Genomic DNA, 25,049 nt, shown 5'->3' with positions numbered 1-25,049 from the left:
TTTCAGGCCGCTACGAGGTACGAGAAGACCGATTCGAGGGACTCGTCCGACGGCGAGACCGTCAGCAGTCGGATCCCCTGCTCCCGGGCGACCCGGGGCAGCAGTTCCGTGAACCGTCCGAAGTCCACCGCCTGGATGCGCAGGGCGCCTTCGGCGAGGTCGACCTCGATGCCGGCCGTGGACGGGTCGGCGATGAGCGCGGCCGCGAGCGCCCGGTCGTCGCTGGACCGTACGAGATAGCGGTGCGGCCGGTCCGTCATGAGCCGGCGGATCTTGCGGAAGTCGCCGGAGGCGGCATGGCGCCCGGCCACGATCACCTCGATGTGCGAGGCGAGCTGCTCGACCTCCTCCAGGATGTGCGAGGAGAACAGCACCGTGCGGCCCACGGAGCCCATCCGGCGCAGCAGGTCCATCAACTGCATGCGCTGGCGCGGGTCCATGCCGTTGAACGGCTCGTCCAGCAGGAGCACGGACGGATCGTGGACGAGGGCCGAGGCCATCTTCACGCGCTGCCGCATGCCCTTGCTGTACGTGGCGATCTTGCGGTCCTGCGCGTACTCCATCTCGACCGTGGCGAGGGCCACTTGGGCCTCCTTGGCGCCGAGGCCGTGCAACTCGGCGTTGGCGACGACGAATTCGCGCCCGGTGAGGAAGTCGTACATCGCCTCACGCTCGGGGACGACGCCGATCTTCCGGTAGACGGACTCGTTGCGCCAGATCGCCTCGCCGTCGAGGGTGACCGTGCCGGTGGACGGGGCGAGGAAGCCGCCCATCATGTTGATGAGGGTCGACTTCCCGGCGCCGTTGGGGCCGAGGAGGCCGGTGACACCCGGGCCGATGGTCATGGTGACGTCGTTGACGGCCACGACGTTGCCGAACCACCGCGAGGCGTGGTCGATGTTGAGCGTAGTCACAGCCCGACCTTTCGGTAGCGGCGCATCAGGACTCCGTACGAGCCGGCGATGAGCGCGAGGACGACCAGCAGGTACACGACGCCGACTCCGGCGCCCGGTCCCGCTCCTTCCCCTCCGGGGAAGGAGGTGGTGGCGCCGAGGAAGGCGGTCTGCACCCCGTCGATGAGCGTGATCGGCGAGAACAGGCCCATCCACTGGATGGCGTCGATGTTGTCCGTGCCGTAGGCGATGCCCTGCAGCGTGGAGACCGCGCCGTAGGAGATCACCAGCGTGGCGATGACGGCGGCGACGCCGAAGCCGCGCCGCGGGGTGAGCGCGGCCATGACCAGGCCGATGCCACCGAACAGCAGCGAGAGCAGCGCCACGGAGACGAGCCCCTGGCCGAAGCCCGCCGCCTGGTCGGCGAAGTCCAGCTTCGCGAGCAGCGAGCCGATGAAGAGGATCAGCAGCGGCGCGGCGGTCAGGATGAAGAGCGCCGAGGCCATCGCGCCGTACTTGGCGAGGACGTAGTCGATCCGCTCGATCGGCCGCGAGAAGTACAGCGGCACCGTCCTGAACCGCAGGTCGCGGGAGACGGACTGGGGCGCCTGGGCGGCCAGGTAGATGCAGATCACGAGCTGGAGGTAGATCGCGTAGGCCGTGTAGTCGACCGGCAGCTTCGACGCCTTGGTGACGACCGCCACGGCCACGATGATCAGCGCGGGAACGCACATCACCGCGAAGAGGATCATCGGCAGCACCTTGGACTTGGCGCTGCGGCCCAGTCCGTACGCTCCGCGCAGCGACTGCGAGAACAGTGCCCGGCGCGCGTACGCGCGGCCGAGGCGCGGCCCGTCGTAGTTGCGGTAGCCGATGTTGTGGATCTGGGTGGTCTCGGGAGCCTGGGAGCTCATCGCGCCGGCACCTCCTCCTGCTGCTTCTGGGCGTCGGGGCGGAAGACCTCGGCGATGTGGTGCCGCCGCTGCTCCATCCGTACGAGACCGAGGCCGAGGTCGGCGACGGTGTCGCGGACGAGGTCGTACGTCTCCTCGCCCGCCGCCTCCAGCAGGAGGACGTGCCCGGCGCCCGGCAGTCCGTCCTCCACACCCTCGTGCAGGGTGACGCCCGCCGCGGCGAGCGCGCCGCGCAGGGCGTGGGCGCCGTCGGGGTGCGTGTCGGAGTCGGTGACCTCGACCGCGAGGGTCGTGGTGGTCTGGGTGAAGTCGCTGGTGGAGCTGGAGCGCAGCAGCCGTCCGCCGTCGATGACGACGACGTGGTCGCAGGTGCGCTCGAGCTCGCCGAGGAGGTGGGAGGTGACGAGGACCGAGATGCCGAAGTCCGTCCAGATGCGTCGGATCAGGCCGAGCATCTCGTCGCGGCCCACCGGGTCGAGGCCGTTGGTGGGCTCGTCGAGGAGGACCAGCTGCGGGTCGTGGACCAGCGCCTGGGCCAGCTTCACCCGTTGTTTCATGCCGGTCGAGTAGCCGCCGATGGGGCGGTACCGCTCCTCGTACAGACCGACATGGCGCAGGGTGTCGGCCGTCCGCTCACGGGCGGCGGTGGCGGGCAGGCCCGACATCCGCGCCATGTGGACGACGAGCTCGGTGGCCGAGACGTCCGGCGGGAGGCAGTCGTGCTCGGGCATGTACCCCACGCGTTCACGGATCTGGGCGCCGGAGGTGGCGACGTCCAGGCCGAGCACTTCGGCGCGGCCTTCCGTGGCGGGGGACAGGCCCAGCAGGATTTTGATCATCGTGGACTTGCCGGCTCCGTTGGCACCCACCAGTCCGGTCACACCGGGCCCGATGTCCAGGGAGAGCCGGTCGAGAGCGGTCACCCGGGGGAACCGCTTGCTGAGGCTTTCGGTGGCGATCACAGTCACGCTTCGACGGTAGTGGCGCACGCCACAGCAGTCGTCAGCCCAACGGCTCGTTCCGTATCCGACTCCAGGTGTACGAACCCGTAGGGGAGTCGAGACCAAAGTCGTTTTCCACAGGAACGCGCCTGCGCTTTTCCACAGGCTCGCGCACGACCCTTGACGCAGCCGCCGGGCATTGTCACATTCATCAGTGTCAAGTTACGGGCACGTAGCGCACACGGATGTTCACGGGACGGACGGGTGGGATGACCTCAGCGGTGACAAGCGAACTGACCGCGGAACTGCGCGGGTTCAGAGAAGTGCAGCGCCTGTCGTACGAGTGCGCGGAAGCCGTCGCGGCCCAGCTCAAGCCGGGGGTGACCGAGCGCGAGGCCGCGAAGATGCAGCGCGACTGGCTGTACGAGCGGGGCGTGCGGGACTGGTTCCACCGGCCCTTCGCCTGGTTCGGCGACCGCACGGCCTTCGTCGACTTCAAGATCCCGCTGCAGTTCTTCCCCACGAACCGGCGCCTCGAGGCGGGGATGCCGTTCATCCTCGACATGGCCCCGGTGCACAAGGGCTACACCTCGGACATCGGGTACTCCGGTTGCCTGGGCCTCAATCCGGTGCACGACAAGCTGCTCGCCGATCTGAAGGCGCACCGCGAGCTGATCCTGAGCGAGGTGCGCGAGCGCCGCTCCCTGCGCGAGATCTACGAGAACGTGGACCGGCTCATGGTCCGCCAGGGGTACGCCAACCGGCACCGCGCGTATCCCTTCGGTGTGATCGCGCACAAGATCGACCGGGTGAAGGAGCGCCGCTGGTCGCCCACGCTCTTCGGCTTCGGCACCCAGTCACTCAAGGGGCTGGCGAGCGATGCGATCCACGGCCACCGCGACGGCTGGTCGCCGCTCTGGTCGCCGTACAAGTTCTCCGACCATCCGCCCCGGCCGGGGCTGTGGGCGGTCGAGCCGCACCTCGGATTCCGGGGTACGGGCGGGAAGTTCGAGGAGATCCTGGTCGTCACCGACTCCAAGGACCCCGAGCAGAGCGCGTTCTGGCTGGACGACGACCTGCCGCACGTGCGGCGCTGGAACGAGAGGGACGTGTGATGGCCGGGCTGAAGGGGGCGCGGGAGCGCTGGGTCCGTACGGGCGGGATCGAGCTGTGCGTCGCCGAACTGGGCGACGAGAGCCGGCCGACCGTGCTGCTCGTGCACGGATATCCGGACTCGAAGGAGGTCTGGTCGGAGGTCGCGCACCGGCTCGCCGAGCGGTTCCACGTGGTGCTGTACGACGTCCGCGGCCACGGCCGATCCACGGCGCCGGCCCCGCTGCGCGGCGGGTTCACCCTGGAGAAGCTGACGGACGACTTCCTGGCCGTCGCAGACGCGGTCAGCCCGGACCGGCCCGTCCACCTGGTGGGCCACGACTGGGGTTCGGTGCAGTCCTGGGAGTTCGTGACCGTCCCGCGCACCGAGGGCCGGATCGCCTCCTTCACCTCGATGTCGGGCCCCTCCCTCGACCACTTCGGTCACTGGATCAAGCAGCGGATGTCCCGGCCCACCCCGCGCCGGGTCGGCCAGCTCCTCGGCCAGGGCGCCAAGTCCTGGTACGTGTACATGCTGCACACCCCCGTCCTGCCCGAGCTCGCCTGGCGCGGACCGCTGGGCAAGCAGTGGCCGAAGATCCTCCAGCGGGTCGAGAAGATCCCGGCGGGCACCTATCCGACGCCTTCCCTGCCCAACGACGCGGCGCACGGCGCCTGGCTCTACCGGGACAACGTCCGCGCTCGGCTGAGCCGTCCGCGAGCCGACGCGTACGCGCACACGCCGGTCCAGCTGATCACCCCGACCGGCGACGCCTTCCTGTCGGAGCGGCTCTACGACGACCTCGCCACGTGGGTGCCGGACCTGACCCGGCGCTCTCTGCCGGCCAAGCACTGGGTGCCCCGTACCCGCCCCCACCAGCTCGCCGCCTGGATCACCGAGTTCGTGGACAGGAACGAGGACCCGTCGCTGAAGGCGCCCGCGCCGGCCGCGAAGAGCCCGGCGAAGCCGGAGTACGCCGAGCGGTTCGGCGGCCAGCTGGTCCTGGTGACCGGCGCCGCCAGCGGTATCGGCCGGGCCACCGCCTTCGCCTTCGCCGAGGCGGGCGCGCGGATCGTCGCCGTCGACCGGGACGCCGAGGGCGCGGCGCGGACGGCGGAGATGTCGCGGCTGATCGGCGCGCCCGAGGCCTGGGGCGAGACCGCCGACGTCAGCGACGAGCAGGCCATGGAGAAGCTCGCCGCGAAGGTGGCGAGCGACTACGGAGTCGTCGACGTCCTCGTCAACAACGCCGGCATCGGTCTGTCCGGCTCCTTCTTCGAGACGACCACCGAGGAGTGGAAGAAGGTCCTGGACGTCAATCTCTGGGGCGTCATCCACGGCTGCCGGATCTTCGGCGGGCAGATGGCCGAGCGCGGCCAGGGCGGGCACATCGTGAACACCGCTTCCGCCGCGGCCTTCCAGCCCTCCCGGGCCCTGCCCGCGTACAGCACGTCCAAGGCGGCCGTGCTGATGCTGAGCGAGTGCCTGCGCGCCGAACTGGCCGGCCAGGGCATCGGGGTCTCGGCGATCTGCCCCGGCATCGTGAACACCAACATCACCGCGACGGCACGGTTCGCCGGAGCCGGCGAGGAGGAGCAGAAGCGCCGCCAGAAGGAGGCCTCCCGCCTCTACGGCCTGCGCAACTACCCGCCGGAGAAGGTCGCGGACGCGATCCTGCGCGCCGTGGTGCGGAACCAGGCCGTCGTCCCCGTCACCCCGGAGGCGCGCGGCGCCCACTTCATGTCCCGATTCGCCCCCAGGACCCTGCGGGCGATAGCCCGATGGGAGCCGCCGGCGTGAGCGTCATCGAGGGCATGGCCGTCACCGCACCCGTCGCCAAGGGGCCGCTGCCGAACCGGCGCGAGCTGGGCGCGGCCGTACCCCGCCACTTCCGGCGGTCGTACCATCCCTCGCAGGAGGGGTCCCTGCGCAAGGCCGTCGAATACCTCGCGTCCTCTCCCGCGGCCAGGGCCGCTGCGGGTGCGGTGGGTCGCGCCGCGATCGGGTAGCCGGAGCGAGTGGGTGGGAGCGGGTTTGTCGGAGCAGTCGACGGAGTACCGGATCGAGGATCTGGCCCACCACAGCGGAGCCACGGTCCGGACGATCCGCGCCTACCAGGACCGCGGCCTGCTGCCCCGGCCGGAGCGCCGGGGCAGGTCCAACGTGTACGGGGACACGCATCTGGCCCGGCTGCGGCAGATCGCGGACCTGTTGGACCGCGGCTACACCCTGGCCTCCATCAAGGAACTCCTGGAGGCCTGGGACGCGGGCCGCGGGCTGGGCGGTGTGCTGGGTCTGGTAGCCGAGGTCGACGGGCCGTGGACGGACGAGAAGGCCGACCGGATCTCCCGCGAGGAGCTCGACGCCACGTTCGGCGGCACGCCCGACGAGGACGCGATCCGGGAGGCGATCGAGCTCGGGGTCCTGGAGCGGGTCCCGGACCGGGACGACGAGTTCCTGGTTCCGAGCCCCCAAGAGCTGGCGGTCGCAGCCGAGTTGCACGAGGCCGGCGTGCCGCTCTCGGCAATCTCCGGCCATCTGCGGGAGCTTCGCGTCCAGGTCGAGCACATCGCCTCGCGTTTCCTGGAGTTCACCACCGAGCATGTCTTCGCACGCTATCTGGAGCATCGGCCGCCGACGGACGCCGATGCGGCCGCGGCGGCGACGATGGTGCGCCGGCTCCGGCCGCTCGCCCAGCAGACCGTCGACGCCGAACTCGCGCGTGCGATGCGGCTGTTCGCCACCCGCCATCTGCAGCACCATCTGTCGGTCGACCCTCCGCCGGTTCGGCAGGACGAGCCGCGGCCGGTGACACTGCCGTCCGGAACGATTCGGGCCGTTCAGCGGCTCGTTGGCGTGGAGAACGTGGCGGCGTTCATCACGGCCGCAGCAGAACGCGAGGTACAGACAAGGACATTGGACGCACTCGCGTCAAATGGTTTGGAAGGCAGTTGAATAGCGCAATACGCCTTATATCGTAGGGGTGTTATCCACAGAATCGCCAATTCGCCTGTGGATAAACCAAGTTGGTTGTGGATCAAACATCCGTACCGCAATTCAATGGTCCGCCGGGCCGCCCTCCGGCATCCTTGCGCCATGAACAGACCGATGGACGAGAGACGCACCGTGAAGGTGTCGAAGTACCTCTCGAAGCATCTGCGTCATCAGCCCGAACGCATCGGGCTGGTTCTCGATGCGAACGGCTGGACCGAGATCGACACGCTCCTGCGGGCGGCGGCCGCGCACGGCTTCCCGATCAGCCGCGCCGAGCTGGACCATGTCGTCGCCGCCAACGACAAGAAGCGCTTCGCGATCGAGGGCACACGGATCCGGGCCAGCCAGGGTCACACCGTCGCGGTGGACCTGGACCTTCCGCCGGCCGAGCCACCCGCGTACCTCTACCACGGTACGGTCGCCTCCCGCCTGGACGCCATCCGGGCCGAGGGCCTGCGGCCCATGGCCCGCCACCATGTCCACCTCTCGCCCGACCGCGAGACCGCGACCCGGGTCGGCGCACGTCGTGGCCGCCCGGTCGTCCTGAGCGTGGACGCCGGCGCGATGCACCGGGCCGGGTACGTCTTCCATGTCAGCGCCAACGGCGTCTGGCTGACCGACACCGTTCCCCCGGAGTTCCTCCGCTTCCCCGGCTGAGGCAGCCGGGCGCGTGCTTCGTACGGGACGAGGGTCCCGCGGGGCCGTCGTAGGCTCGAGTGCATGACCCTGCGCCTGAGCACCGTGATCCTTCCCGTCCACCGCTGGCACGACGGCGGCCGCGAGCGCTGGCGACGTGCCGAGGAGCTCGGCTTCCACGCCGGCTACACCTACGACCACCTGTCCTGGCGGACCTTCCGCGACGGCCCCTGGTTCGGCGCGCTGCCCACGCTCACCGCCGCCGCGACGGCCACCGAGCGGATGCGCCTCGGAACCCTGGTCACCTCGCCGAACTTCCGCCACCCCGTGACCCTCGCCAAGGAGCTCATCTCCCTGGACGACATCTCGGGCGGCAGGGTCACGCTCGGCATCGGCGCGGGCGGCAACGGCTTCGACGCCACGGTGCTCGGCCAGGAGGCGTGGACGCCGAAGGAGCGGGCGGACCGGTTCGGCGAGTTCCTGCCACTGCTCGACCGGCTGCTCACCGAGGATGCGGTGACCCAGCGGGGCGCCCACTACTCCGCGGACGAGGCCCGCAACATCCCCGGCTGCGTCCAGCGCCCGCGGCTGCCGTTCGCCGTGGCCGCCACCGGCCCGCGCGGCCTGAAGCTCGCCGCACGTCACGGGCAGGCATGGGTGACCACCGGCGACCCGAGGCTGTTCGAGGAGGGCACGCCGGAGCAGTCCGTCGAGGCGATCCGCGGGCAGGTCGAGAAGCTGGGCAAGGCGTGCGCGGACATCGGCCGCGACGTGTCCGAGCTGGACAAGGTGCTGCTCACCGGCTTCACCCCGGACCGCGGACGGCCGCTCGCGTCCCTGGACGCCTTCGTCGACTTCGCCGGCCGCCACCAGGAGCTCGGCTTCACCGAGATCGTGATCCACTGGCCCATCCCCGACTCGGACTTCGCCGCCGATCAGGCCGTCTTCGAGAAGATCGCGACCGAGGCCACCGCACAGCTCGGCTGACCACGGACACGGCCGGGGCGGCGAGGCGGGGCGAGACGGCAGGCGAGGCGGGGCGGCGAGCGAGCCGGGGCGCCAGGCGAGGGCGGGCAAACATCCCTCTCAGATGTGCGCCCTCTCGCACGCCCGTGCACGCGGTACGGAAGAATGGATCGGTGACCTCACCCCATTCCCCGCGCCCCGCCGCCCCGGCCCCCCGACTGATCGCCACCGACCTCGACGGCACCCTGCTGCGCGACGACAAGTCCGTCTCGGAGCGCACGGTCGCGGCGCTCGCCGCCGCCGAGCGGGCCGGCATCGAGGTCTTCTTCGTCACCGGCCGCCCGGCGCGCTGGATGGACGTCGTCAGCGACCACGTCCACGGCCACGGCCTCGCGATCTGCGCCAACGGCGCGGCCGTCGTCGACCTGCACGCGGGCGGAACGTTCCTGGAGGTACGCCCCCTGGAGCGGGACGTCGCGCTCGACGTCGTGCGGACGCTGCGCGCCGCCGCCCCGGGCACCTCGTTCGCGGTCGAGCTCACCACCGGCATCCACTACGAGCCGCAGTACCCGCCCTTCTTCCTGGACCCGGGCGCGACCGTCGCCACGGCCGAGAAGCTGCTCTTCGAGGAGGAGCCCGGCGCGGCCGCCCCGGTGCTCAAGCTGCTCGCCCAGCACCCGGAGCTCGACCCCGACGTCTTCCTGTCCACGGCCCGCGCGGCCGCCGGCGGGCTGGCCTCGTTCACCCGCTCCAGCCCGACCGCGCTCCTGGAGATCAGCGGCCTCGGCGTCTCCAAGGCGTCCACCCTGGCCCTCTGCTGCGCCGAGCGGGGCATCTCCGCCGACGAGGTCGTCGCCTTCGGCGACATGCCCAACGACATCGAGATGCTCGGCTGGGCCGGCCGCTCGTACGCGATGGGCAACGCCCACCCGGCCGTGATCGCCGCCGCCTCCGGCCGTACGGTCGCCAACAACGAGGACGGCGTGGCCGTCGTCATCGAACAGATCCTCGCGGGCACCATCGACGACGCCTGACGGGTCGCCGACGGAGTCACGGCGGGCCCGTGACGCGACCAGGGCCTACAGCGGGACCTGCCACACCACCGTCGTACCGCCGCCGTCCTCCCCGAGGCCCGGACCGCACCAGCTCGACCCGCCCAGGGATTCGGCGCGTCGCGTCAGGTTGCGCAGTCCGCTGCGCCGGCCGCCCTCGGGGATGCCGACGCCGTCGTCCGCGACCGAGAGCCGGACCCCGGCGGTGCCGTCGGGGAGTTCGGCACCCGCGTCGACGACAACCTCGATCCGGGTGGCCTCCGCGTGCCGGAAGGCGTTGGACAGGGCTTCGCGCAGGGCGGCGATGAGGTTCTTGCCGGTGAGTTCGCCGACCGTCGAGTCGATCGCGCCGAGGAAGCGGTGCGCGGGTTTGAAGCCCAGCGGCACGGCCGCCATGTTGATCTCCCGCAGCACGCGGGTGCGCAGTCCGGACGGGGCCTCGGCGGGTCCCTGCTGGAGCGCGAAGATCGCGGTACGGATCTCCTGGATGGTCACGTCCAGTTCGTCCACGGCCTTGCCGACGCCCTCGCGCACCGCCGGCACGATCGACTTGCGCTGGGCGCTCTCCAGCATCATCCCGGTGGCGAACAGCCGCTGGATGACGAGGTCGTGCAGGTCGCGGGCGATCCGGTCGCGATCCTCGTAGACGGCGAGCCGCTCCCGGTCGCGCTGCGCGTCGGCCATCATCAGCGCGAGCGCGGCCTGGGAGGCGAACTGGGTGGCCAGGGTCCGCTCCGCCTCCGTGAACTGCCGACCGCCCCGCGCGCGGGGCATGGCGAGCGCGCCGAGCACCTTGCCACCGCTGTGCAGGGGCAGCAGCATGGTCGGTCCGTACTGGGCCGCCAGTCGGCTGATCATGCGCGGATCGCCGGAGGCGTCGTCCACGAAGACCGCCTCGCCTTCCAGCAGCCGCCGCACCACGGTGCTCTCGGGCGGGATCACCACGCCCAGCGACGTGCTCGGCCGGTCGGCGGAGACGGCGACGATCTCCAGGCCGCCGTCCTGGGCGGGCAGCAGCACGATCCCCGCGGCCGCGTCGGCGAGTCTGCGGGCCTGCTCGGCGACCACCGCGAGGGCGTCGTCCGCGTCACCGCCGGAGAGCAGAGCGGTGGTGACCGCGACCGAGCCGTCGATCCAGCGCTCCCGCTGGCGGGCCGCCTCGTAGAGGCGGGCGTTGCCGATGGCGATCCCTGCCTCGGTGGCGAGCACCCGGACCATGTGGACGTCGTAGTCGCTGAACTCGCCGCCGCCGCTCTTCTCGGCGAGATAGAGGTTGCCGAAGATCTCCCCCTGGACCCTGATCGGGACACCGAGGAAGGTCCGCATCGGAGGGTGTCCGGGCGGGAACCCGGCGGCACGTGGGTCGGTGGACAGATCGTCCAGCCGGATCGTCTCGGGTTCGCGGATCAGCGCGCCGAGCAGCCCCGCGTGCCCGTCGGGCCGCCGCCCGATCCGGCGGGCGATCATCTCGTCGACACCGAAGGTGACGAAGTCGGAGAGCCCGTCGCCCTCGTCGTCGACGACGCCGATCGCGGCATAGCGGGCGTCGGCGAGCTCGGCCGCGGTCTCGCAGATCCGGTCGAGGGTCGAGTGGAGTTCGAGTCCCGTGCCGACGGAGCGCATGGCCTCGAGGAGCTGCGGCACCCGCGCCGTGAGCTCCGTCGAGAGGCCCTGGAGGCTGCGGGTGGCCAGGGTCGCGACTTCCAGGGGGTCGGGGACGTCGGGCACGGCGGCGGTCATGACCTTGAGCCTAGTAAGTCCTATTTGGCGAGAAAAGTCGGGCCTCCCGTCCTGCTCCCCGCGGCGAGCAGGAGATCGCTCTCCCGCTCCTGCTCCAGCATCCGGCGCAAGGGGCCTTCGGCCTGCGCGAGCTCGCCGTACGGCCCGCGCTGAACGGTCCGGCCCTCGTCCAGGACCACCACCTCGTCGACGGCGTCGAGGCCGCGCAACCGGTGGGTGATCAGGAGAGTGGTGCGGCCCTCGGTCGCCCGCAGCAGGTCGTCCGTGAGCGCGTCCGCCGTGGCCAGGTCGAGGTGTTCGGCCGGTTCGTCGAGGACGAGGACGGGGAAGTCGGCGAGGAGCGCCCGGGCGAGCGCGAGGCGCTGCCGCTGACCGCCGGAGATCCGTGAGCCGTGCTCGCCGACCTGTGTGTCGAGGCCGTCCGGCAGCCCGTCCACCCAGTCGAGGAGCCGGGCCCGGCCGAGGGCGGCCCGCAGTTCGTCGTCGTCGGCGCCGGTACGCGCCAGGCGCAGGTTCTCGCGGATGGTGCTGTCGAACGTGTGGGCGTCCTGGGCGCAGAGGCCGACGAAGCGACGGACGTCGTCGCCGTCGAGTTCCGCCGCGTCCACACCGCCGAGCCGGTACGAGCCGGCGTCGGCGTCCAGGAAGCGCAGCAGCACCTGGGCCAGGGTGGTCTTCCCCGATCCGGAGGCGCCGACGACGGCGACCCGGCGGCCGGCCTCCAGGGTGAGGGTGAAGTCACCGAGGGCATCCCGCTCCTGCCCCGCGTGGCGGGCGGAGAGGCCGGTGACCTCCAGGGGGAAGGGGCTCTGCGGAGGTGCGACCGGCGCCGCGGGCTCGTGTACGGGGACGGGGGCGTCGAGCACCTCGTACACCCGCTCGGCGCTGCGCTTGACGCGCTGGCGGTACTGGACGGCCAGCGGAAGTCCGGTGACGGCCTCGAAGGCGGCGAGTGGGGTGAGGACGACGACGGCGAGCGTGACGCCGTCGAGGCGCCCGTCGCGGACGGCCTGGACGCCGACGAACGCGGCGGCGGCGACCGTCACTCCGCAGGCGAGCGCGGACAGCCCGGCCCCGAGCGCGGTGGCGGCGGCCTGCCGGGAGGCGATGGAGGTGAGCGTACGGTCGGCAGTCCTGGCCCGCTCGATACGGTCCCTCAGCGCCCCGGCGACCGTCAGTTCGGCGCAGCCGCGCAGCAGGTCGAGGACCGTGACGGCGAGCGCGCCACGGGCGGGTGCGAGCCGTCGTTCGGCCCGGCGTGCCAGGGCGCCGCTCAGCAGCGGGACGGTCACTCCCGCGGCCAGCAGCCCGGCGGCGAGCACGGCGCCGGCCTCGGGCAGCAGCCAGGCGGTGAATCCGACGGAGCCGGCCCCCACGACGAGCGCGGCGGCCGCGGGCAGCAGCCAGCGCAGCCAGTAGTCCTGGAGGGCGTCGACGTCCTGGACGAGCCGGGAGAGCAGGTCGCCCCGGCGGGTGCTGCGCAGTCCGGCGGGGGCGATGCGCTCCAGGCGCCGGTAGACCGACACGCGCAGTTCGGCGAGCATCCGCAGCACGGCGTCGTGGGACACGATCCGCTCCGCGTACCGGAACACCGCCCGCCCGATGCCGAACGCCCGCGTGGCGGTGACGGCCACCATCAGATGGAGCACGGGCGGCTGTTCGGACGCCCGCGAGATGAGCCACCCGGACACCGCCATGAGCCCCACGGCGGACCCCAGCGCCAGACTCCCGAGCAGCAGGGCCAGGCCCATCCGGCCCCTGAGTTCTCCCGCCATGGCGCGGACACGCCCGAAGACCGAACGCCCGGCCCCTGCGGACTCCGTCTCCGTCCCGACCGTGCCGTGGACTGCGGTCGGGCCGTCGGGTGTGGACGGGACGGCGGACACCTGCGGGGCCGCGCCGGGCTCCGCCGCGTCGACGGCGGTGGTCCGCCGGAGCTCCACCACGCGGTCCGCGACCGCGAGCAGCGCCGGGCGGTGAACGACCAGAAGCACCGTGCGGCCGGCGGCGAGACGGCGGACCGCGTCGACCACGGCGGCTTCCGTCTCACCGTCCAGCGCGGCCGTGGGCTCGTCCAGGAGAAGCAGTGGCCGGTCGGCGAGGAACGCGCGGGCCAGGGCGAGACGTTGGCGCTGGCCCGCGGAGAGGCCCACCCCGTCCTCGCCCAGCGGCGTCTCGACGCCCTCCGGCAGGCCTGCCACGAACTCATCGGCCCCGGCGTCCCGAAGCGCCTCCCGTACCGCCTCGTCGGAGGCGTCCGGGCGGGCCAGGCGGACGTTCTCCGCGATGGTGCCCGCGAAGAGATACGGACGCTGCGGCACCCAGGCGATCCGTGACCGCCACTCTTCCACGTCCAGCGCACTGAGCTCCACACCGCCGACGCGGACCGAGCCGCCCGGCTCCGGCGCCGCGAACCCCAGCACCACATCGAGCAGCGTCGACTTGCCCACTCCGCTCGGGCCCACCAGGGCCACCGTCTCGCCCGGTTCCACGACGAGCGAGGCCGCGTCCAGCGAGGGTTCCGTGCGGCACGCGTGCCGCACGGTCACGTTCTCCAGCTCGATGCGCGGCGACGACGGCACGGCCTCCGCGCCACGCTCCGCTGCCGGGGCCTCGAGGACTTCGAAGATCTCCTCGGCGGCGGCCAACCCCTCCGCCGCCGCGTGGTACTGCGCCCCCACCTGCCGGATCGGGAGGTATGCCTCAGGTGCGAGCACCAGAATGACCAGACCGGTGTACAGGTCGAGGTCCCCGTGGACCAGCCGCATTCCGATGCCGACCGCGACCAGCGCCACCGACAGCGTCGACAGCAGCTCCAGGGCGAAGGACGACAGGAACGCGATGCGCAGCGTCTTCATCGTCGCCCGGCGGTACTCCGACGTGATGGCGCGGATCGACTCGGCCTGCGCCTTCGCCCGTCCGAACACCTTGAGTGTCGGCAGTCCGGCCACCACATCGAGGAAGTGTCCCGAAAGCCGGGAGAGCAGCTTCCACTGACGGTCCATCCGGGCCTGGGTGTACCAGCCGATGAGGATCATGAAGAGCGGGATGAGCGGCAGGGTCACGACGATGACGGCCGCCGAGATCCAGTCCTCGGTGACGATCCTCGCCAGGACCGCCACGGGCACCACCACCGCGAGCCCCAGCTGCGGGAGATACCGCGAGAAGTACTCGTCGAGCGCGTCCACTCCCCGAGTCGCCAGCGCGGCCAGCGAGCCGGCCTTCTGCCCGCTGAGCCAGCCCGGCCCCAGCGTGGCCGCCTGCGCAAGGAGCCGTCCACGGAGTTCCGACTTGACCGCCGCGCTCGCCCGGTGGGCGGCCAGCTCGGTCAGCCAGGAGACCAGCCCCCGCCCCACCGCGACTCCGGCGAGCAGCAGCAGCGGCGTGGTCAGGTCGGAAACCGACAGGCCCTTCTGGAAGGCCCCGACCACCACCTCGGCGATGAGCATCGCCTGGGCGACGACCAGCGCCGCCCCGGCCAGGCCGAGCACCACCACCGCCGTCAGGAAGAGACGGGTGGCCTGGGCGTACCGGAGCAGACGCGGATCGATCGGTTTCACGTGAAACATCCCCCACTAGTGAGCGGCGTCGGCGATGTGCTGCGTACCGATCCGCTTACGGAACACCCAGTAGGTCCAGCCCTGGTAGAGCAGCACCAGCGGCGTCGCGATCGCCGCACACCACGTCATGATCTTCAGCGTGTACGGGCTCGACGACGCGTTCGTCACCGTAAGGCTCCACTCGGGGTTGAGCGAAGACGGCATGACATTGGGGAAGAGCGTCAGGAAGAGCATCGCCACCGTCGCGGCGATCGTGATACCCGAGAGCGCGAACGACCAGCCCTCGCGCCCCGCCTTGATCGCTCCGATCGCACCGACCAGCGTCGCCACGGCGAGGATCATGGCGACCAGGCTGCCGCCGTCGCCCTTGTCCGTCTGGGTCCAGATCAGGAACCCGAGGGCGAGGACGGCGGTGACGAGACCCAGTTTCAGCGCGAGCGCCCGGGCGCGCACCCGGATGTCGCCGACCGTCTTGAGGGCCGCGAAGACCGTCCCGTGGAAGGTGAAGAGGGCGAGGGTGACCAGGCCGCCGAGGATCGCGTACGGGTTGAGCAGGTCCCCGAAGGTGCCGACGTACTCCTTCTCCGCGTCGATCTTCACTCCGCGCACGATGTTGCCGAAGGCGACGCCCCACAGCACGGCGGGGATCAGGGAGGTCCAGAAGATGGCCTCCTCCCAGTTGCGCTGCCAGTTCTCCTCGGGCCGCTTCACCCGGTACTCGAAGGCGACACCGCGCACGATCAGGCAGACCAGGATGATCAGCAGCGGCAGGTAGAAGCCGGAGAAGAGCGTCGCGTACCACTCGGGGAACGCGGCGAAGGTCGCGCCGCCGGCGGTCAGCAGCCACACCTCGTTGCCGTCCCAGACGGGACCGATGGTGTTGATCAGGACCCGCTTCTCGGGGCGGCCCCGGGCGAGCAGCTTGGTCAGGACGCCGACTCCGAAGTCGAACCCTTCGAGGAAGAAGTAGCCGGTCCAGAGGACGGCGATGAGTACGAACCAGACGTTGTGGAGTTCCATGCCTCGATCTCCTGAGCCTCAGTACGAGAAGGCCATGGGCCGGTCGGGGTCACGGTCGTCCCCGCCGATCTTGGTGGGCGGGTTGAGGTCGTCCTCGGTGAGCTCGGGAGGTCCGGCCTTGACGTACTTGACCAGCAGCTTGACCTCGATCACCGCGAGTACGGCGTAGAGCAGGGTGAAGACGGTCATCGAAGCCAGGACCTCGCCCTGCGAGACACCGGGGGAGACCGCGTCCCTGGTGCGCAGCACGCCGTAGACGACCCAGGGCTGGCGTCCCATCTCCGTGAAGATCCAGCCCCAGGAGTTGGCGATCAGCGGGAAGGCCATGGTCCAGAGGGCGACGATCCAGTACCACTTGGCCAGGCGGGGGCTCAGGGCCTTCCGCTTGAACAGGACCAGATTCGGCACCTCGTCCTCACCGGTCCGCAACCCCGGCGCCAGCATGAACTTCTTGCGGGTCAGCCAGAGCCCGACCATGCCGATGGTGAGCGAGGCCATGCCGAAGCCGATCATCCAGCGGAAGCCCCAGTAGGCGACGGGGATGTTGGGGCGGTAGTCGCCGGGTCCGAACTTCTCCTGCTCGGCCTTGTTGATGTCGTTGATACCCGGGACGTAGGAGCTGAAGTCGTCGTTCGCCAGGAACGACAGCAGTCCCGGGATCTCTATGGCCACCGAGTTGTGGCCCTTGTCGACGTCGCCGTAGGCGAAGACCGAGAAGGGCGCCGGGGCTTCGCCGTCCCAGAGGGCCTCGGCGGCGGCCATCTTCATCGGCTGCTGCTTGAACATGACCTTGCCGAGCAGGTCGCCGCTGATGGCCGTGCCGAGCCCGGCGATGATCAGCGTGATCAGGCCGAGCCGCAGGGAGGTCCGCATGACCGGGACGTGCCTCTTGCGCGCCAGGTGGAAGGCGGAGATGCCCACCATGAACGCGCCGCCGACCAGGAACGCGGCCGTCATGGTGTGGAAGAACTGGGTGAGCGCCGTGTTCTGCGTCAGCACCAGCCAGAAGTCGGTCAGCTCGGCCCGGCCCCGCTCCTCGTTGATGCGGTAGCCGACGGGGTGCTGCATCCAGGAGTTGGCCGCCAGGATGAAGTACGCGGAGAGGATGGTGCCTATCGACACCATCCACATGCAGGCCAGGTGGATCTTCTTGGGGAGCTTGTCCCAGCCGAAGATCCACAGGCCGATGAACGTGGACTCGAAGAAGAACGCGATCAGGGCCTCGAAGGCCAGCGGTGCACCGAAGACGTCACCGACGAAGCGGGAGTAGTCGGACCAGTTCATGCCGAACTGGAACTCCTGCACGATGCCGGTGACGACGCCCATCGCGATGTTGATCAGGAAGAGCTTGCCCCAGAACTTCGTCGCCTTGAGGTACTTCTCCTTCTCCGTGCGCACCCAGGCGGTCTGAAGGCCGGCGGTGAGAGCGGCGAGAGAGATCGTCAGTGGAACGAAGAGGAAGTGGTAGACGGTGGTGATGCCGAACTGCCATCGCGCCAGAGTCTCTGGCGCCAGAGCTAGGTCCACGTCGTCATTCTCCTTACATCGCCGTGGTCACAGGGGGCAGTTTGCCCCTTCATTCCCACCCATCTCGGGATGAACTGTGACACGCTTGTGAACGCGTTCACATTCACAAGCATTATGGCTCATACGAAATCCGTACGTAAGACCGGGGGTCCCCTACTCGAAGGTCACCCCTTCCCCAAGCCTTCAACATATTGTTGAATCGGGGGCATGACCCTTCGTATCCGCATCTCCTGGCCGGCCGGTCACACCACGGCCACCCTCGACGAAACCCCCACGAGCAAGGCGCTCGTGGGGGCTCTCCCGATCTCCTCCACCGCCCGGACCTGGGGCGAGGAGGTCTACTTCGACACTCCGGTCTCCACCGCGGTCGAGTCCGACGCGCAGCAGGTGGTGGAGCCGGGCACGGTCGCCTTCTGGACCGAGGGCGACGCGCTCGCGCTCCCCTACGGCCCCACCCCGATATCCCGGGGTTCCGAATGCCGGCTCGCGAGCCCGTGCAACCTCCTGGGCTCGCTCGACGGCGATGCGCGCGTCCTGGCCACCGTCAGGGACGGCGACCCGATCCGCGTCGAGCGCGTCGAGGACTGACCGGCCGCCCTCGACACACTCCCCCCGGGCCGATCGGCCCGACCGGCATGATCAGCTTTCCTTGCGGAAGCCCTCCGCCGTCTTCAGGAACAGGTCGTTCGCCTCGCACTCACCGATCGTGACGCGCACGCCCTCACCCGCGAACGGCCGCACCACCACGCCGTGCCGCTCGCACTCCGCCGCGAAGTCCATCGTCCGCTCACCGAGCCGCAGCCAGACGAAGTTCGCCTGGGTGTCCGGCACGGTCCAGCCCTGGGCCACGAGCCCGGCGTGGACCCGCTCGCGCTCGGCCACCAACGAGCCGACCCGCCCGAGCAGTTCGTCCTCGGCCTGCAGCGAGGCCACCGCCGCGTCCTGCGCCAGCTGGCTCACGCCGAACGGCACCGCCGTCTTGCGCAGCGCCGCCGCCACCGGCTCATGGGCGATCGCGAAACCGACCCGCAGCCCGGCCAGGCCGTACGCCTTGGAGAACGTCCGCAGCACGGCGACGTTCGGGCGGTCGCGGTAGAGCTCGATGCCGTCCGGGATGTCGGCGTCGCGGACGAACTCGCGGTACGCCTCGTCGATCACCACCAGAACGTCGGAGGGCACCCGGTCCAGGAACCGCTCCAGCTCGGCCCGGCGCACCGCCGTGCCGGTGGGGTTGTTCGGGTTGCAGACGAAGATCAGCCGGGTCCGGTCGGTGATCGCCTCGGCCATCGCGTCGAGGTCGTGCACCTCGCCCTCGGTCAGCGGCACCTGCACCGAGGTGGCCCCGCTGATCTGCGTGATGATCGGGTACGCCTCGAAGGACCGCCAGGCGTAGATGACCTCGTCACCCGGGCCCGAGGTCGCCTGGAGCAGCGACTGGGCGACGCCGACCGAGCCGGTGCCGGTGGCCAGGTGCGAGAGGGGGACGCCGAAGCGGTCGGCGAGCTCCGCCATCAGACCGGTGCAGGCCATGTCCGGGTACCGGTTGAAGTTCGAGGCCGCGGCCAGCGTGCGCTCCATCACGCCCGGCAGCGGCGGATACGGGTTCTCGTTGGAGGACAGCTTGAAGGCGACCGGACCGCCCGCGGCGGCCGGCTTGCCCGGCTTGTAGGTGGGGATGCCGTCCAGCACGGCGCGCAGCTTCGGGCTGCCCGCGCTCGTCCCGCCGGTCTCGCTCACTGAGCTCACTGTGGTCCTCCTCGACCGTCCGTACCACCAATACTCCTCACCTTATGAGGATTCGCCTCCGCTGCGAATGGGCTGTGGACAACGGGTGGGACACGCTGTGGACAACGAGGGGAGCGCGGGCTCGGGTGGCGCGCGCCGGTGGCGGGCGCCGTGGCGCGCATCCCCCGTAGAGGTGAGTTGAGACCTCTTCGAGACATCCTCTCCGTGGCAGGCCCATGCGTGTCGACAACCCTAGATCACACCCGAACCGCATTAACTCCCTTGATTTCCCAGGCAATTGAGCGCTCTTGATCATGCAGAAACGTGCCTGTCAACGAGTGAATATGCGACCGGCCCAACCACCCGCCCTCGCCCTACTATCGGCTCGCCATGACAGCAGCAGGGAAGCACCAGGTGAGCCGGGCACAGACCCGGGGAAGCCGGCAGGGCCGAGCGGGCATCCGGGACGTGGCCGCCGCCGCCGGGGTCTCCATCACGACTGTCTCCGACGCGCTCAACGGCAAGGGCCGGCTCCCGGACGCCACCCGCCGCCACGTCCGCGAGGTCGCAGACCGGCTGGGCTACCGCCCATCCGCGGCGGCCCGCACGCTCCGTACCGGCAAGTCGGGCCTCATCGGCCTGACCGTGACGACCTACGGGGATGAACCTTTCACCTTCACCGAATTCGCGTACTTCGCGGAGATGGCCAGAGCCGCCACATCGGCCGCACTCGCGCGCGGCTATGCCCTGGTCATCCTGCCCGCCACCTCCCGCCATGACGTCTGGTCGAACGTCGCCCTCGACGGCACCGTCGTCATCGACCCCTCCGACCACGACCCGGTGGTCACCGAACTCGTCCGCCAGGGCCTGCCCGTCGTCTCCGACGGACGCCCTGCCGGCACCCTCCCGGTGACCGCCTGGGTCGACAACGACCACGAAGCCGCCGTCCTCGACCTCCTCGACCACCTCGCCGACGCCGGCGCCCGCCGGATCGGCCTCCTCACCGGCACGACCACCGACACCTACACCCGCCTGTCCACCACCGCGTACCTCAACTGGTGCGAGCGGGTCGGACAGGACCCCGTCTACGAGGCCTATCCGGCGCACGATCCGTGCGCGGGCGCCGTCGCGGCCGACCGGCTGCTCGCCCGCCCGGACCGACCCGACGCCGTCTACGGACTCTTCGACCCCAACGGAACCGATCTGCTGGCGGCCGCCCGCCGCTACGGACTGCGCGTCCCGGAGGATCTGCTGCTGGTCTGCTGCAGCGAGTCGACCGTCTATGCCAACACCGAACCACCCATCACGACACTCTCGCTCAAGCCCCGACGGATCGGCACGGCCGTCGTCCAGCTCCTCATCGACGCCATCGAGGGGATCGACACCGACGGACCGGTCGAGCAGGTCATACCGACGGAACTCATCGTCCGGACGTCCTCCCAGAGGCGTTCGCCACGCACGACGGTCAGCCCGCCCCGGTCACCTTCGAAGGACTAGCGAACGACCAGTACGCGCCGGATGCCCGGCTCGGGCCGGGCACAAACCCGGCCCGACCCGGCTCCGGCCCTGGCCTAGACCTTCTCAATTCGGGCGAAACAACCGGTGAACCCGGAGTGGACCCGGATTCACCACCCCTGGTGCGTCACACAGGCGGACCCTCATTCCTATGATGGGCGCACGACACCGCGGACCACCCCGACCAGGCCGGTCCGCGATGTGCAGGGCATCGCGACGGTGGTGGAGGGGTCGATGACTCAGGGGGCCGGGCAGGAACCCGTGGTGCGCACGGCGACATTGCGTGACTTCCGCGTACCGCCGTACGCCCGGGTGCCCGTGCAGGGCCATGCCACCGAGCCGCCCTCCGAGGCGTCAGGTGGTCCGGTCGGCGCCCTCCCCGAGCCCGGCGCCCCGGTCGGGCCGCTCGACCCCACCCTCCACCTCCCTCTCGCAGGCGGCATGTCGTCCATCGTCGCCGTCGCGACCGGCCACCCGGGCAACGCCTTCCCCGACGAGGGGCTGCCCGAGGGCTACACCCCCACCGAGCGCGACCTCCCGGTCATCAACCGGGGAGACACGGTGCAGGTCCAGGTCGACCCGGTTCCGGCCCCCGCGCCCGTCCCCGCGGGCGAAGGTCCCGGCCCGCTCTACGTCGTCGGCGACGTCCACGGCTATCTCGACGAACTCCTCGCCGCCCTGCGCGAGCAGGGCCTCATCGACGAGAACGGCTCCTGGTCCGCCGGCAACGCCCGCCTCTGGTTCCTCGGCGACTTCACCGACCGCGGCCCCGACGGCATCGGCGTCATCGATCTCGTCATGCGGCTGTCCGCGGAGGCCGCGGCCGCCGGCGGCTACTGCAAGGCCCTGATGGGCAACCACGAGCTGCTCCTGATCGGCGCCAAACGTTTCGCCGACACCCCGGTCAACTCCGGTGCGGGCACCGCCACGTTCCAGGCCGCCTGGCTGCTCAACGGCGGCCAGAAGCACGACATGGACCGCCTCCAGGACGTCCACCTCCAGTGGATGTCCCGGCTCGACGCCGTGGTGGAGGAGGACGGGCACCTCCTGATGCACTCCGACACCACCGCCTACCTCGAGTACGGCGGCACCATCGAGGACGTCAACGAGACCGTCCACGAGATCATCAACCGGAACGACGCCGACGAGGTCTGGGACCTGTTCCGGAAGTTCACCAAGCGCTTCGCGTTCCGCGACGACGCCGGCCCCCAGGCCGTCCAGGAGCTGCTCGCCACCTACGGCGGCCGCCGGGTCGTGCACGGCCACAGCCCCATCCCGTACCTTCTCGGGCAGGTCGGAACCGAGGACGGCGAGGACGGTTCCGGTCCGGTCGTCGACGGTCCGCATGTGTACGCGGACGGCCTCGCGATCGCCATGGACGGCGGAGTGACCATGGCCGGAAAGCTGCTGGTCGTCCAACTCCCCCTGGATGGCTGACGCATAACCCTGTGCATCCGGGGAAGTCGATTTCGGGAAACCCCCTGTCACCCTGTGCCGTAACCGCAATACCATCGGATCATCCGTAGCAGGCTCTCCTCCGTTTCCGCCCAACTGCCCGTTTTCCACGGTCAATCCGGCCTTACGGAGCATCGGGGGATGCACATGAACGTGGCTCCGCACCTGCTGACCGAGGACCGCGCCGAGTACGAGCGCATCCTCGACGATGCACTGCGTCACGCGCACGACCGTCCGGATCTCGCCGAGATCGGGAAGCGGCTCACGCCCGAACAGCTGCGCACGATGGCGCTGAGCGCGACAGCGCTGATCACCGCCGCCGCCGCGGTGGAGTACGACCACTTCGTCAAGATCCGCGCGGAGGGCCGTTCATCGAGCGGTACGAGCGTGATGGACGCCGTCCTCGCGACGGACGGGGACGGGGCGGGCGGAGGCCCGGGCGCGGGCATCGTCGCGGTCGTCACCGTCCTCGCACCGGTGCTCTCGGGCACGGCCGCGGTGATCTTCCTGCTGGTCGGGGCTGTTCTGAAGGTGGTGGCCCCCACCCTCGTGTTCGCCGACACGCTGCTGACTGCGGCCGGGTTCTTCGGGGCCGTCGCCGCCGCGGGACTGCTCTGCGCGGCCGTCGGTCTCCTCCTGACGGCGCTGCGCAACCGCTCCACCGAAGTGGCCGCGGGCGCCGTGGCGTCCGGCGAGCAGGACGACGAACTCTCCCTGGCCCGCGATGCCTGGCGCCGCGCCCTGCTGGAACGGGGCATCCTGCCGTTCCTGCGGGACGCCCTGGCCGATCCCGCCTCGCCCCTGCCGCCGCAGCGCTCGGAGCGTACGGACCGCATGCCGAAGATCGGCTACAGCGGACCGGACTTCTCGAGCCCGAACGAGGGCGCCTCGGGCACCCGCCCGAGATTCAGCAGCCCGGACTTCACCAGCCCGGAGTTCGGCCCCCCGGAACACCGTCCCGAGTGATCCGGCCGAGCGCGGACGACCGGCGACTCCCCCGAGGGTCGCCGGTCGGTCGCGCTCACACCGGTCGGTCGCGCTCCCGCGCGTCAGTCCGCCAGCGGGAGGTACACGCGGTTGCCGGCGGCCGCGAACTCCTTGGACTTCTCGGCCATACCGGCCTCGATCTCGTCCGACTGCAGGTCGCCGCCGTGCTCACGCCGGATGTCCTGCGAGATCTTCATCGAGCAGAACTTCGGACCGCACATCGAGCAGAAGTGCGCGGTCTTCGCGGGCTCCGCCGGCAGCGTCTCGTCGTGGAACTCACGGGCCGTGTCCGGGTCGAGCGCCAGGTTGAACTGGTCCTCCCAGCGGAACTCGAACCGCGCGTCCGACAGGGCGTCGTCCCACTCCTGCGCCCCCGGGTGCCCCTTGGCCAGGTCGGCCGCGTGCGCCGCGATCTTGTAGGTGATGACGCCGGTCTTCACGTCGTCGCGGTTGGGCAGGCCCAGGTGCTCCTTGGGCGTGACGTAGCAGAGCATCGCCGTGCCCCACCAGGCGATCATCGCGGCGCCGATGCCCGAGGTGATGTGGTCGTACGCCGGAGCGACGTCCGTGGTCAGCGGGCCGAGGGTGTAGAACGGCGCCTCCTCGCAGATCTCCTGCTGAAGGTCGATGTTCTCCTTGATCTTGTGCATCGGGACGTGGCCCGGGCCCTCGATCATCGTCTGCACGTTGTGGCGCTTGGCGATCGTGTTCAGCTCACCGAGCGTCTTCAGCTCCGCGAACTGCGCCGCGTCGTTGGCGTCCGCGATCGAACCGGGGCGCAGACCGTCGCCCAGCGAGTACGTGACGTCGTACGTCGCGAGGATCTCGCAGAGCTCCTCGAAGTTCGTGTAGAGGAAGTTCTCCTTGTGGTGCGCCAGGCACCAGGCGGCCATGATCGAGCCGCCGCGCGAGACGATGCCGGTCTTGCGGCGGGCGGTCAGCGGCACGTACGGCAGCAGCACGCCGGCGTGCACCGTCATGTAGTCGACGCCCTGCTCGGCCTGCTCGATGACCGTGTCCTTGTAGATCTCCCAGGTCAGCTCCTCGGCCTTGCCGTCGACCTTCTCCAGGGCCTGGTAGAGCGGCACGGTGCCGATCGGCACGGGGGAGTTGCGCAGCACCCACTCGCGGGTGGTGTGGATGTTGCGACCGGTGGACAGGTCCATGACCGTGTCGGCGCCCCACTTGGTCGCCCACGTCATCTTCTCCACCTCCTCCTCGATCGAGGAGGTCACGGCGGAGTTGCCGATGTTGGCGTTGACCTTCACCAGGAACCGCTTGCCGATGATCATCGGCTCGATCTCCGGGTGGTTGACGTTCGCCGGGAGCACCGCGCGACCTGCGGCGATCTCCTCCCGTACGACCTCGGGGGAGACGTTCTCGCGGATCGCGACGTACTCCATCTCCGGGGTGATCTCGCCCCGGCGGGCGTACGCGAGCTGCGTCACCGCCGCCCCGTCGCGGCCCCGGCGGGGCTGGCGCGGGCGGCCGGGGAAGACGGCGTCGAGGTTCTTCAGGCCCCCGCGCGGCGAGGTGTGCTTGATGCCGTCGTCCTCGGGGCGGACCGGCCGGCCCGCGTACTCCTCGGTGTCCCCGCGGCCGATGATCCAGTTCTCGCGCAGCGGCGGAAGGCCCCGCCGTACGTCGGTGTCGATGGTGGGGTCGGTGTACGGACCGGACGTGTCGTACAGCGTCACGTCCTTGCCGTTGGTGAGGTGCACCTGTCGGACGGGCACTCGGAGGTCGGGGCGCGAGCCCTCGACATATCCCTTGTGCCAGCCCGGCTTGCGCTCGTCCTGGCTGGTGGCAGGCGTGCGTGCATCCTGAATGGTCATGAGACCGATCTCCCTACGCCGGCATTACCCGGTAACAGGTTCGGCGGTCGGCGCAGCCTCCTCCCGTACGTACGTCATGTACGCGCGTACGGTGATCAGCGCCCTCTCAGCCCGGTGCTCCGAGCTCCCGCGTGTGCAAAGGTGCCACCACGCTAGCGTCAATCCGGCCGTGCTGAACAGTGGGCCCCCACCGTTC

At 70.4% G+C, this 25,049-nt stretch carries 19 protein-coding genes, 1 pseudogene and 1 riboswitch; of the genes and pseudogenes, 11 read left to right on the top strand and 9 right to left on the bottom strand.

Features of this window, described 5'->3' with window-relative positions; genetic code table 11:
* Positions 1-2: 2 nt before the first annotated feature.
* The 3 genes from ABZ939_RS05705 to ABZ939_RS05695 are packed head-to-tail and all read right to left on the bottom strand — an operon-like array spanning position 3 to position 2,769.
* Entirely contained in the window at positions 3-914 is a 912-nt protein-coding gene (locus ABZ939_RS05705) for an ABC transporter ATP-binding protein (protein ID WP_361849659.1), read from the bottom strand.
* Positions 911-1,807 (bottom strand): ABC transporter permease, encoded by an 897-nt coding sequence (locus tag ABZ939_RS05700; protein WP_361849657.1) that lies wholly within the window; start codon positions 1,805-1,807, stop codon positions 911-913. The genes ABZ939_RS05705 and ABZ939_RS05700 overlap by 4 nt, the downstream gene beginning before the upstream one ends.
* Positions 1,804-2,769, bottom strand: coding sequence for an ABC transporter ATP-binding protein (locus ABZ939_RS05695; protein ID WP_361849988.1), 966 nt, complete (start codon positions 2,767-2,769; stop codon positions 1,804-1,806). The genes ABZ939_RS05700 and ABZ939_RS05695 overlap by 4 nt, the downstream gene beginning before the upstream one ends.
* A gap of 248 nt (positions 2,770-3,017) precedes the next feature.
* On the opposite strand from ABZ939_RS05695, the gene ABZ939_RS05690 reads away from it, so the two are divergent.
* The 7 genes and pseudogenes from ABZ939_RS05690 (at position 3,018) to ABZ939_RS05660 (ending at position 9,471) form a co-directional block, all read left to right on the top strand.
* A complete protein-coding gene (locus ABZ939_RS05690; RefSeq protein ID WP_361849655.1) occupies positions 3,018-3,863 on the top strand; it encodes a M24 family metallopeptidase in 846 nt (281 codons plus the stop codon).
* On the top strand, positions 3,863-5,641 hold the full coding sequence (locus ABZ939_RS05685) for an SDR family oxidoreductase (protein WP_361849653.1): 1,779 nt from the start codon (positions 3,863-3,865) through the stop codon (positions 5,639-5,641). The genes ABZ939_RS05690 and ABZ939_RS05685 overlap by 1 nt, the downstream gene beginning before the upstream one ends.
* A 32-nt stretch (positions 5,642-5,673) precedes the next feature.
* Positions 5,674-5,850, top strand: a pseudogene (locus tag ABZ939_RS05680) (metal-dependent hydrolase); the annotation flags it as partial.
* Between the two features lie 25 nt (positions 5,851-5,875).
* Positions 5,876-6,796: a MerR family transcriptional regulator gene (locus ABZ939_RS05675; RefSeq protein WP_361849651.1), complete on the top strand. Its 921-nt coding sequence runs from the start codon at positions 5,876-5,878 to the stop codon at positions 6,794-6,796.
* A 153-nt stretch (positions 6,797-6,949) separates the two neighbouring features.
* On the top strand, positions 6,950-7,492 hold the full coding sequence (locus ABZ939_RS05670; protein WP_361849986.1) for an RNA 2'-phosphotransferase: 543 nt from the start codon (positions 6,950-6,952) through the stop codon (positions 7,490-7,492).
* Positions 7,493-7,555: 63 nt separating this feature from the next.
* Positions 7,556-8,458: an LLM class flavin-dependent oxidoreductase gene (locus ABZ939_RS05665; RefSeq protein ID WP_361849649.1), complete on the top strand. Its 903-nt coding sequence runs from the start codon at positions 7,556-7,558 to the stop codon at positions 8,456-8,458.
* 152 nt (positions 8,459-8,610) lie between these two features.
* Complete coding sequence (locus tag ABZ939_RS05660) at positions 8,611-9,471, top strand: Cof-type HAD-IIB family hydrolase (protein WP_361849647.1); 861 nt, start codon at positions 8,611-8,613, stop codon at positions 9,469-9,471.
* Positions 9,472-9,516: 45 nt separating this feature from the next.
* Here the strand turns inward: ABZ939_RS05660 and ABZ939_RS05655 are convergent, their stop codons facing one another.
* The 4 genes from ABZ939_RS05655 to ABZ939_RS05640 are packed head-to-tail and all read right to left on the bottom strand — an operon-like array spanning position 9,517 to position 17,336.
* On the bottom strand, positions 9,517-11,229 hold the full coding sequence (locus ABZ939_RS05655; RefSeq protein WP_361849645.1) for a GAF domain-containing protein: 1,713 nt from the start codon (positions 11,227-11,229) through the stop codon (positions 9,517-9,519).
* Positions 11,230-11,249: 20 nt separating this feature from the next.
* Positions 11,250-14,789 (bottom strand): thiol reductant ABC exporter subunit CydD, encoded by a 3,540-nt coding sequence (gene cydD, locus ABZ939_RS05650; protein ID WP_361849643.1) that lies wholly within the window; start codon positions 14,787-14,789, stop codon positions 11,250-11,252.
* A gap of 15 nt (positions 14,790-14,804) precedes the next feature.
* The gene (cydB, locus tag ABZ939_RS05645) at positions 14,805-15,809 is read right to left on the bottom strand and encodes a cytochrome d ubiquinol oxidase subunit II (RefSeq protein WP_361849641.1); all 1,005 of its coding nucleotides are present in this window, start codon (positions 15,807-15,809) and stop codon (positions 14,805-14,807) included.
* Positions 15,810-15,827: 18 nt separating this feature from the next.
* The gene (locus ABZ939_RS05640) at positions 15,828-17,336 is read right to left on the bottom strand and encodes a cytochrome ubiquinol oxidase subunit I (protein ID WP_361849639.1); all 1,509 of its coding nucleotides are present in this window, start codon (positions 17,334-17,336) and stop codon (positions 15,828-15,830) included.
* 207 nt (positions 17,337-17,543) lie between these two features.
* Between ABZ939_RS05640 and ABZ939_RS05635 the strand changes: the two genes are divergently transcribed.
* The gene (locus tag ABZ939_RS05635; protein ID WP_361849637.1) at positions 17,544-17,924 is read left to right on the top strand and encodes a cyclophilin-like fold protein; all 381 of its coding nucleotides are present in this window, start codon (positions 17,544-17,546) and stop codon (positions 17,922-17,924) included.
* A gap of 51 nt (positions 17,925-17,975) precedes the next feature.
* On the opposite strand, the gene hisC is transcribed toward ABZ939_RS05635, so the two are convergent.
* Positions 17,976-19,073: a histidinol-phosphate transaminase gene (gene hisC, locus ABZ939_RS05630; protein ID WP_361849984.1), complete on the bottom strand. Its 1,098-nt coding sequence runs from the start codon at positions 19,071-19,073 to the stop codon at positions 17,976-17,978.
* Between the two features lie 378 nt (positions 19,074-19,451).
* Here hisC and ABZ939_RS05625 point away from each other — a divergent pair, with 378 nt between their 5' ends.
* The 3 genes from ABZ939_RS05625 to ABZ939_RS05615 all read left to right on the top strand — a co-directional run bounded on the left by ABZ939_RS05625 (position 19,452) and on the right by ABZ939_RS05615 (position 22,997).
* Entirely contained in the window at positions 19,452-20,558 is a 1,107-nt protein-coding gene (locus ABZ939_RS05625) for a LacI family DNA-binding transcriptional regulator (RefSeq protein ID WP_361849635.1), read from the top strand.
* 252 nt (positions 20,559-20,810) lie between these two features.
* Positions 20,811-22,013, top strand: a complete 1,203-nt coding sequence (locus ABZ939_RS05620) for a metallophosphoesterase (RefSeq protein ID WP_361849633.1) — start codon at positions 20,811-20,813, stop codon at positions 22,011-22,013.
* Between the two features lie 159 nt (positions 22,014-22,172).
* Positions 22,173-22,997 carry a hypothetical protein gene (locus ABZ939_RS05615; RefSeq protein WP_361849631.1) on the top strand — a complete coding sequence of 275 codons (825 nt, stop codon included), beginning with the start codon at positions 22,173-22,175 and terminating at the stop codon, positions 22,995-22,997.
* 83 nt (positions 22,998-23,080) lie between these two features.
* Here ABZ939_RS05615 and thiC read toward each other — a convergent pair whose 3' ends face one another.
* The gene (thiC, locus tag ABZ939_RS05610; RefSeq protein ID WP_361849629.1) at positions 23,081-24,853 is read right to left on the bottom strand and encodes a phosphomethylpyrimidine synthase ThiC; all 1,773 of its coding nucleotides are present in this window, start codon (positions 24,851-24,853) and stop codon (positions 23,081-23,083) included.
* Positions 24,847-24,994, bottom strand: a riboswitch (TPP riboswitch). (Overlaps the previous gene by 7 nt.)
* Positions 24,995-25,049 lie beyond the last annotated feature (55 nt).

This window comes from Streptomyces sp. NPDC046712 (genome assembly GCF_040645695.1).
In the GTDB taxonomy this organism is placed as follows: Bacteria; Actinomycetota; Actinomycetes; order Streptomycetales; family Streptomycetaceae; genus Streptomyces.
The sequence above is the reverse complement of the archived record's forward strand: the minus strand, read 5'-3'. Positions and strand labels throughout refer to the sequence as shown.